This is a genomic window from Bacillus sp. AFS059628 (assembly GCF_002571225.1).
Lineage (GTDB): Bacteria > Bacillota > Bacilli > Bacillales > Bacillaceae_G > Bacillus_A.
This window is the reverse complement of sequence record NZ_NVEC01000087.1, coordinates 1-10,221: the sequence shown is the minus strand read 5'-3', so window position 1 is coordinate 10,221 and position 10,221 is coordinate 1. Positions and strand designations below refer to the sequence as shown.

General features: G+C 30.5%; 7 protein-coding genes and 2 pseudogenes. 6 read left to right on the top strand and 3 right to left on the bottom strand.

The window, feature by feature from the left end:
* Positions 1 to 53 precede the first annotated feature (53 nt).
* The 3 genes and pseudogenes from COL05_RS25890 to COL05_RS25880 all read right to left on the bottom strand — a co-directional run bounded on the left by COL05_RS25890 (position 54) and on the right by COL05_RS25880 (position 2,222).
* Positions 54 to 569, bottom strand: a complete 516-nt coding sequence (locus COL05_RS25890) for a hypothetical protein (RefSeq protein ID WP_098670664.1) — start codon at positions 567 to 569, stop codon at positions 54 to 56.
* A gap of 129 nt (positions 570 to 698) precedes the next feature.
* Positions 699 to 1,012: pseudogene (locus COL05_RS25885) on the bottom strand (hypothetical protein).
* A gap of 208 nt (positions 1,013 to 1,220) precedes the next feature.
* The gene (locus COL05_RS25880) at positions 1,221 to 2,222 is read right to left on the bottom strand and encodes a helix-turn-helix domain-containing protein (protein WP_098670663.1); all 1,002 of its coding nucleotides are present in this window, start codon (positions 2,220 to 2,222) and stop codon (positions 1,221 to 1,223) included.
* Between the two features lie 403 nt (positions 2,223 to 2,625).
* Between COL05_RS25880 and COL05_RS25875 the strand changes: the two genes are divergently transcribed.
* The 6 genes and pseudogenes from COL05_RS25875 to COL05_RS25845 all read left to right on the top strand — a co-directional run.
* On the top strand, positions 2,626 to 3,798 hold the full coding sequence (locus COL05_RS25875) for a tyrosine-type recombinase/integrase (protein WP_098670662.1): 1,173 nt from the start codon (positions 2,626 to 2,628) through the stop codon (positions 3,796 to 3,798).
* Positions 3,799 to 4,368: 570 nt separating this feature from the next.
* Positions 4,369 to 5,118, top strand: a complete 750-nt coding sequence (locus COL05_RS25870; protein WP_063223345.1) for a sugar phosphate nucleotidyltransferase — start codon at positions 4,369 to 4,371, stop codon at positions 5,116 to 5,118.
* A gap of 16 nt (positions 5,119 to 5,134) precedes the next feature.
* Positions 5,135 to 7,189, top strand: coding sequence for a glycosyl transferase (locus COL05_RS25865; RefSeq protein ID WP_098670661.1), 2,055 nt, complete (start codon positions 5,135 to 5,137; stop codon positions 7,187 to 7,189).
* A gap of 132 nt (positions 7,190 to 7,321) precedes the next feature.
* The gene (locus tag COL05_RS25860) at positions 7,322 to 8,281 is read left to right on the top strand and encodes an NAD-dependent epimerase/dehydratase family protein (protein ID WP_098670665.1); all 960 of its coding nucleotides are present in this window, start codon (positions 7,322 to 7,324) and stop codon (positions 8,279 to 8,281) included.
* Positions 8,282 to 8,307: 26 nt separating this feature from the next.
* Positions 8,308 to 9,396 (top strand): CDP-glucose 4,6-dehydratase, encoded by a 1,089-nt coding sequence (gene rfbG, locus COL05_RS25855; protein ID WP_098670660.1) that lies wholly within the window; start codon positions 8,308 to 8,310, stop codon positions 9,394 to 9,396.
* Between the two features lie 223 nt (positions 9,397 to 9,619).
* Positions 9,620 to 9,841, top strand: a pseudogene (locus tag COL05_RS25845) (amino acid permease); the annotation flags it as partial.
* Positions 9,842 to 10,221: the final 380 nt, after the last annotated feature.

Genomic DNA, 10,221 nt, shown 5'->3' with positions numbered 1-10,221 from the left:
TTAAGTTGATGGATGTGTGGTGAGACCCCAATAAGAAAAATTATATATGATTATTAAAGTGGCCCACCTTCAAAACCAATCGGCCATCCATTGTCTTTAAATTTTACTTTATACTGAAACTCATAGGTACCTTCATAAATAAACGCTAAACTAAAACCTGGCAATATATAATCGTCAATATTAACCATCTTTCCAAAAGATATTGTGGATAGGTAGTAGTTCTTCATTTCTTGATTAGGGAAGAATTTCTGTAAATATTTTAATGCACAGCTTATATGGAGATAGAGTTCATCGAATATTTTTTCTGCCATATCGATAATCTCAACATTGGGATTTTCATTATTCCCTTGAATGATAATATCTATATCTTCCCACTCTCCGATATTCATACTACAAAACCACCGTGCCTGAATGAGATACTTCTCATTTTCGCATACAGTAGGATTAACTAAGTTTAATTTTTGCACCTCATCTTTAGTTAGCGGTTTATCAAGAATAAGCTTTTTATACAGAATATCTTTGATGTTAGAGACAGTATAATTAGATTTGTTTAATTCTAAAGAGTCCATTTCCCACCTCATAAATTATAAAATAAAGTAAATTTCCACTTAATTATATCATCATCCTCATTGAACTATCCTGCACTGTTAATTCAAAAAAAATTAAATAAATTAATTATCCCATAACATAATAAACAATTATTTATGACGCCTTCTTTTTGCTTTTTTCGCCAATTTGTTTGATTATATTTTTTTATAGGATTGCTTTTATTTTTCTTATAATCGGGTAACTTGAGTATAAGAACAGAAATCGCAGTAAAAATGCAAAATATAAGCATTGCAATCATCCAAAGGTTAATGTCATAGTCATATAGCTTACTAAAATACTTTTTGTCTTGAGTAATATAGCTTATATTACTGTCAATGGTTCCGAGGATGTAGGGAATAACACAAACGTAACCAATTATCATAACAAATGTTCCAAGTAGGAAACTAACTATATGTCTTATCATGTTCAGTTCTCCTTTAATTATGTTTTCTATATAAATTCATATAGAATATAACGTATTTCTGCAAAGATTGTCTTTATTTAAAATAATAATATAAATTTCTATTAAGTTGATAGTGCATATGGTGATTTCATGGAAATGAATATCTAAATTGAATATTTTAAAAAGCGTAGAAAGATTAAATTTCTACGCCTTTTTTCTTAAGAAATATTTATTGTTGTTCTAAATTTCTTATATAAGATTTTACAGCTTGTAATAAGAATTCTTCCTGTCCCATACCTGCACTCGCTGCCATTTGAACTATTTTCTGCTTAAATTCATGATCTGCATGAAAAGTTAATGGCTCTACATTACTTTTAAAATAAATTCCTTCAACATGTGGAAGTATCGTGCCGGATTTCATATGAGAATGTAAGTATTTAATCTCTTCTTGAAATTGCAATGGATCAACTTGTAATACAAAAGGTTTAATTTCTAATTTAATAGTATCAGATGAAACACTCAATCGCATATTTGTGACACCTAGCTCTTTATAAAATAAATTTATTAGATTATAAGTAATGGAATTAAATAGTTGAGGTTTTTTAAATGAAAAAGATAAATACCCTCGTTTTGTAATTACAGCTTGCTTACGGAAAGGTTCAAAGGAGTAACCATGTTCATTATACGTGGATAGAAGGAAAATTTCTTCGTCTTCTGTAAGAATCTTGCCGTCTGCTCCATTGATTTCTATTACTCTCGCTATTTTTCCGGTATGTTGATGTGTTAATAATTGAAATAAATATATATCTTCGTCTTGAATTTTAGCAATGAATGTTTTTCGCTCTTTTGAGGTAATTTTTTCATAAGTAAGTTGAAAAGTTTCAAGGTCATTTTTATCAATGATATATACTTCTTTTCCGCGCTTTTCAATCTTTGAAGCAGGTAGTTTTCCAGATTTGATATATGTAAAGACAGTAGATGGTGCTACATTAAGAATCTCAGCTGCTTCTTTTGTACTATACCCCTCAATCTCTTCGCTATTTTTTAAACGTTCAATATCCTCTAAATAGAAAATCTTACTACCGAATTGCTTCCAGTTATCTTTATATACACACTCTATTAATCCATCTTTTTCTTTTTTTAAAATTGTTTGTACTGTTACTCCTAATAAGTCGGCTGCCTCTTTTGTCGTTACAGTAGGTTTAGTAATGAACAATAAATCTTGTGTCATGAAAGGACACCTCCATAACTATCGTTTACTAGTATTTTAGATATGTATCTATCATATCAGAATATGATTTATATTTAAAATAAGAAATAAGGTTTATTAAACTTTATATATAACATTGAGTTTTATGAATACTTCTAATATAATTTATATATTTATAGATTTTTATTTTTGTTTTTATTTTATATATAATATAAAAGTTATATCGTTCGCTATTAAATAACATCTATTTACTAATAAATTATAAAAAAATATAAGTATAGTTAAATAGAGAAGAATATAGCGTTCTTACAGAAAGAATATGAATTTAAATTTGTATAATTAATAGAAGTGAAATAAAATGATAAGTATAGTTAATTAAAATAATTATATTAATAATCTTTAATAGGAGAGGTGAGTTAAAAATATGGATAATAAAAGTGGAAAAGAAAACTTACCTATTATAAATAATAAAAGTGGAAGTATAGATACATATTTAGAGAATATAAGAGATATTGTTCCATTTCTGCATAACAATCGTTATGTAGATAAAGTAGAAGATAAAATGGAGATAGCTGAAAAAGAGGGGAAGAGTAAATATACGTATTTAAGTGACCTGGAAGTAATTTATCATTTCGTACATTTACAAAAAGATATGGATGAGAAGAAGAATAGAAAAGAAGATACGAAAAAGAGTTATGTATCTGAAATCTTATTATTTTGTGAGTGCATGGTGCAGCATGCAGAAGAGTTTGAAGTGAATGGGGAAGAGGTACAACAAAATGCTTCCTTATTAAAAACATTGCAGCCTTGGCACATTCGCAAATTTAATTTCTGGTTAAAAAGTGTACAAAATGGTCGGAATGGTAATACCTATGCAGTCGCAACACTCGCGAAGAAAACCGTATTAATTCGTTCTTTTTTTAAACACCTTTATGTATTTGGGTATATCGAAAAACCGCTTCATGAAGAGCTACAGCGAGCAAATGTAAATGAACAAGATCGGCCAAATCGTGATTTATCCTATAAGGAAGTCATGAAAATATTAGGTTTTTATAAAGAGAGAGGACATTTAGTAAACTATACAATAATACTTGCATTGGCTAGTACTGGTGCACGTATTCAGGAGTTGTGTACTGCATGCGTAAAAGATTTACACTATGACGGGAAGTATTGGTTAAAAGTTAAAGGAAAAGGAGACAAAATACGTGAACTTTTCATTTCAGAACATTTATATCAATGTATTTGTGAAATGAGGAGAAGAAGAGGCTTTCAAACGGTATTGGAAAAAGGGGATGAGAGTCCGTTATTTATAAATCAAAGAGGAAATGCTTATAACTCTAAAACACTCTCTAATCAGGTAACAGATATGATAAAAAAAACAAACTTAGAGTTCCTACAATACCGTGAAAATCCAGTAACCGCACATACATTTCGACATGCCTTTGCAATTATGGCAGTAGAGCAAGGAAATGCAGATTTATATCATTTAATGCAAACACTTGGCCATGAAAATATTCAAACAACAAAGATCTATTTAGAGAAGCATATGAAGCGTAAAAATAATGTAGGATCCACCTTCGCTGATATGTTGATATAGAATTTTCTAGGTTGATATCAATAAGTAATTATGTGTTTTTTACACAATTACTTGTCGATTTCCTGCTGAAAAAAAGCGCAATTCGTATGTAGTTAATCAAGAACTAAATCCAAAAAACACTTAAAATACCATATTTCCAATATTTTGCATATAATTAATATGGTGAGAGTTTTATTTTTGGTAATGAGTTTTGAAACTGCATTTGAATAGTATTTTGTTCTATTTGGATAGAAATAAGTAAAGTACTATAAACGGTCATTTTCGGTATTTTTAGAGAAAATTAATTGGATAAATATATTATAACAATAACCAGTAGCACCATATGTACATCAAATAGAAGTAACCTATGAGTACAAAAGCTTGTTAGATTTTGAAATCAATTTGTAACCTTGAAGTGATGTTAAGGCAATAAGCCTACTCATACATTTGAGTAGGCTTTATTTTGTATTTTAACCAGAATTTTGAAGGGGAATATCATCTACAAAATTAAAGGTACAAGTGTGTATACCATTTAAATAGTGATAGCATAGTTTAAATTAGTTATGTTAACTGAAGGGTGGTAAAAGTTTAATGAAAGTCATTATTTTGTGTGGTGGGAAAGGATTAAGGATGCAGGGAATTCTCAAAGATATTCCAAAGCCATTAGTTCAAGTTCAAGGAAAACCTCTCATTTGGCATATAATGAATTGGTATAGCAAGTTTGGACATCATGAATTCATCTTACCATTAGGGTATGGAGGTGAAAAAATCAAAGAATATTTTATGGACTATATATGGAAAAAACATGATTTTAATTTAGATCTAAAGAATAATCATTACCAGTTGCTAGAAGAGCCAAAACAGTGGAATATAAAATTTATAGATACAGGGATTGAAACACTGACCGGAACCAGATTAAAAAAACTTGAAAAGCATATACAGGATGATATGTTTTTATTAACTTATGGTGACGGATTAGCAACGATAGATATTAACGAACTTATAAAATTTCATAAAGACAAAGGAAAAATCGCAACATTAACCGGTATAAATAAAAGTAGTCAATATGGTCTTTTACAGATTGAAAACGGGATTGCTGTGGATTTTAAGGAAAAACCCCTACTTAATAATGTAATAAATGGAGGTTTTTTTGTATTTAATAAAGGAATATTCGATTATTTGAATGATAATGATTGTATGCTTGAAGAAGAACCGCTACTAAATTTAATAAAAAACAAGGAACTTGCAGTTTATGAGCACAATGATTATTGGATTAGTGTAGATACACCTAAAGATCTTAAAGATGCAAATGCAAGCTGGAATCCTAACAAAAATAGTTGAAAGGAGTGAATAAACATTGCATTTTAATAATAGAAAGAAAGGTTGGCCATTCCGTTATACTCCCTTTAAAGTTGAAAAAGATTTTCCGTTATCTTCAGATGCTTCAGTTATTGATCACTCTAAAAAAACTACAAACAAACAAATCTTTCCTATATCTAATAATAAACAGGCTGACTCTGAAAATCATTTTTGTGCCATAGTGGGAACAGAATACGTCTTGAAAATAATTGCTTTGCACCAATCTCTAATGAAAAATTCAAAAGTATTCACTTTATGGATTTGTTGTATAGATGTGTTTGCGTATTCAATATTGAAAGAAATGAACTTGAATAATGTAAATCTCATGCAGGTAGATGATATAGAGGATACAAATTTGAAAGATATTAAAAGAAATAGGTCAGTCAGTGAATATTGTTGGACTTTAAAGCCCGTGCTTATTGAATATTTATTAGTAAATAATAATTTGCCATCTGTTCTCTATTGTGATGGTGATTTATATTTCTTCTCTGATCCTAACATGATATTTAAAGAATGGGCTGACAATTCTATTTACCTTTGTCCACAGAGAGACCGTGACTGGGTAGAAGGAAAATATGGAAAATATCAGGCTGGGTTAATTGGGTTTAAAAACGATTTCTACGGATTAAAAAGCGTACGATGGTGGAAAGACAAATGCTTAGATTGGTGTAGTGCTAATCCTGATAAAGGAAGATTTGGTGACCAAAAGTATTTAGATTTAATCCCTATTTACTTTCCAAAAGTAAAAATCTCAAACAATCTAGGTATAAATGCTGCACCTTGGAATTGTATTTATAATAACAATTATATAATTGATCAAAATCAAAATGAGGTATACATTGAAACAGATAAACTAATTGTATATCATTTTGCAAGCATTACCATTTTCAATGAACAGGATTTTGATCTTTGGTCTTTAGGTAAACTTTCAATACCAAATAATATATTGCGCCTTATCTATACCCCCTATCTAGAAGAAATTCGGTCTAACCTCACAAAATTAGTAGAAAAATTAGGTGAAAAAACACAGCGCCTGTTAAGTATGAAAGACATTAGCGAGGCGCAGACTTTATATAAAGATACACAATTAAGAAGAAAAATGAATCAATCAAATCATTTTATGAATTATTCAATGATTATAAGTCAAAAACGTTTAATTCAAGGACTGACTTGTTACCATTCCCTTGAAAGCCAGGGTACAGATTTTATAGTGTGGATTTGTTGTATGGACAATGTAACCTATAGAATTCTAACAAATCTAAAATTGAAGAATGCTATACTGTTTCATGTGGAAGATATAGAAAATCAAGAACTCTTAAGTATAAAGAATGAAAGAACCTTGCAGGAATACTGCTGGACATTAAAAGCTCCTCTATGCCTCCATATTCTTAATCATTATTCTGAAGTTGATCACATTATATACTGTGATGCAGACATGTTTTTCTTTGCAAGACCAAATATAATTCTAGATGAATGGTGGCAGTACTCTGTATTTCTTTGCCCACAGAGAGGTACTATTGAACTGGAAAATGTACATGGTATGTATCAGGCGGGCCTAATAGGATTTAAAAATGATCAAAACAGTAAAGAAATTTTAACATGGTGGAAAGATAAGTGCCTAGAATATTGCAAGGATGTATATGATGTTGAGATGAATAGATGGGGTGATCAAAAATATTTAAATCACATTCCTGATTTATTTTCTAATATCAAAATCATGACTCAAAAGGGTATTAACACTGCACCTTGGAATCTAATTTTAAATCATCATTCTTCTATAACAAAAACAAAAAGTAAGATTTTTATAGACCAAGATGAATTAATCAATTTCCATTTTGGAAGTATAGAAATTATTAATCCAAATGAATTTGATTTATGGAAACAAGAACATGTAGAAATAGATCCGTCAATTTTAGAATATATATATATTCCTTATATCGAAAAAATACAAAATACATGTCGTGTACTTGATAATTCCTTTTCTCTTACCTCTTTATTTGTCGAAAATTCAGATGTGTCCTCTGTCAAAAACTATTTCCAGTACCCTCTCTAATTTTTTAGATGAAATCCATTCTTCCTTGTATCGAACTAGTATTATTCTCTAATTCACACGAACTTCTTAAGTAAAATTGTTTATTCCTTTTTCGTGAAAAATTTGTAGGGAGGCAAATGAAATTATATGAATATAATTGACCATTTTAAAAATAAAACCTTTCTTATCACTGGCGGATACGGTTTTATTGGTTCTCATTTGGTAAGAAGATTATTGAAATTACAAGCAAAAATCGTTATTTTAGCCAGAAGCTCGTCAAATCCTTGGCGTCTTAAAGACGTATTAAAAAGTATCAAACTTTACGAAGTAGATATACGCGATAAGATAAAAGTTCAGAATATTATACAACAAATCCGTCCTGATTATATTTTTCACTTTGCTGCATATGGGGTGAATTCAGCTCATACAGATTACATGAATGCCATAGAAACAAATGTTTTAAGTACAATTAATATTATTCAAGCAGCGAAGTCTATAGATTGCAAAAAGATTATTAATATTGGAAGCAGTTCTGAGTATGGAGATAAAACAGAATCTATTACGGAAGATATGGAATTAACACCAGTAGATATTTATGGAAGTAGTAAAGCTGCAGCCACTATAATTGCTCATCAAGTCGCGGCTGAAAACAATATCAACCTTGTAACCTTAAGACCCTTTGGAGTATTTGGAGAAGGTGAAGAACCACATAAATTTTTTTGCTATATTATTTTACAGGTATTACAGAATAGAAATGTAAACTTAACGTTATGTAATCAATTAAGAGATTATTGCTATGTAGATAATATTATAGATGCTTGTATGCTAACAATTGAAAATAATTCTATACAAAATGAGATTTTTAATATTGGAAGCGGTGAGACTCACCCTTTAAAATATTATGTGGAATTACTCTTTAAACACTTGCAGACTAATAAAGGACCCAATTATGGTGCGTTATCCTATAGAACGAATGAGAGAATGATTTCTAAACCAAATATTAATAAAATTAAAAGTATGCTATCTTGGGAACCACGCATAAGTATTGAAGAAGGTATTATTAAAACAGTTAATTGGTATAAACATAATACACATCTATATCCAAATGTATGAAAATCTATTTCTAAGGTGTGATTCAATTGTTCAATAATAGCTTTAAGAATGTATTTCATGGAAAAAAGATTTTAATCACAGGACACACTGGTTTTAAAGGCTCTTGGTTATCCATTTGGTTAAAAGAATTAGGCGCGACTGTAATTGGATATTCTTTAGATCCTAAAAATAAAAAAGATAACTTTAATTTAACAAACCTTCAAAGCGACATAATTGATGTTCGTGGGGATATAAGAGACTTTAATAAATTAAATAAGCTTTTCAAAGATTATAAACCTGAAATTGTATTTCATTTAGCCGCACAACCACTTGTTAAATATTCTTATGAGCACCCTAAAGATACGTATGATATAAATGTTATGGGAACAATGAATATATTAGAAGCAATCCGTTTACATGAATCCACTAAAATAGGAATTATGGTTACAAGTGACAAGTGTTATGAGAACAATGAATGGGTTTGGGGATACCGTGAAAATGAACCAATAGGTGGACATGACCTTTATAGTTCTAGCAAAGGATGCTGCGAACTATTAATTTCCTCCTACCGCAACTCTTATTTTCCAGAAAAAAAATATGAGCACCATAAAAAAATAATCGCAAGTGTTCGTGCTGGCAATGTAATTGGTGGAGGAGATTGGTCAATAGACAGGATTATTCCTGATTGTATACGGGCACTGGAATCAAATCAAGAAATTTTCATTAGAAATACTAATGCAGTAAGACCTTGGCAACATGTACTTGAACCCTTAAGTGGATATTTACTTCTAGCAGAAAAAATTATTACTGAGGGGGTACTTTTTTCTGGCGCATGGAATTTCGGTCCAAAACTAAATAATATTGTCTCAGTAAAAGAGCTTGTTACCGGTATGATAAAGTCCTGGGGATGTGGGAATTGGATATCTTCAAATGCAAATCCAGAAGAATTTCATGAGGCAACATTCCTAAACCTAGATATAAGTAAAGCAAAATTCAAGCTCAATTGGGAACCGAAATGGTCTCTTCAGCAGACTTTAAACCATACAGTAGACTGGTATAAAAATTACAAGGCGTACTCCAGTACAGAGCTGAGAAATTTATGTGTTGATCAAATTAAACAATATGTGCAGTCTTAAGAAAAGAAAAGCTATAACCCCTTCTTATTAGTCAAAGCACACCCGGTATTGAGCGTTTCTAGTCCTCTAAGTTAAATACAGTATAAAAGCACCGCTTGAACAATATCCCCCTGTTACACCTAATATAAATGGAGCACCTCCCAATGATTGAGCTATTGCTACGGGTTATCTCTTTTTCATCATGTATTCCTATTTCTTGATGTGGAAATCACACTGTTAACCAACACGTGTATTCTTTGCTATGAGTCGTGATGGACTGTTACCAAGATCACTTTCGAAGATTAATAAACAGACTGGAGTACCAACTTTTACAATTGGATTGGCGGGAATAGGGAGCTCTATAATAGCTGGATTTATTGATTTAAAAGCGTTAGCAAATTTAGTTAATATTTGCGGTTTGGTACCGTTTGTGTCTATATTAACAATCATTTCAAACGTAATTTTATCATAATAATACGAAGTGTCCACATAGTGGATGCTCTTTACTGTGGATTATGAATGATGTATAAACAATCAAGTGATTTCAAAATTACTATTTGTGGTAGATGTGATGTTAAGAATCTTCGGTTAGAACTACCAAAATTGAGACTTCCACAAATCCATCATGGTGAAGTGTTATCTAAGTGAATTATAGAGAGAAAAATTCAAGCATCCAGTAGTGTGCTTTTTTCTTTTGGAATAGAAAATCCCTTTGGTCAGTTACATGTGATTCAGCGTGGTCTTTCCATGCAACTCAAAAAATCCAGTGATAAAAAAGCGGGTGAAGGCATTTTTTATTATTTTGGCCAAGAAGACTCCTTCCTCCAAGAACGCGAAGTGAGTAGG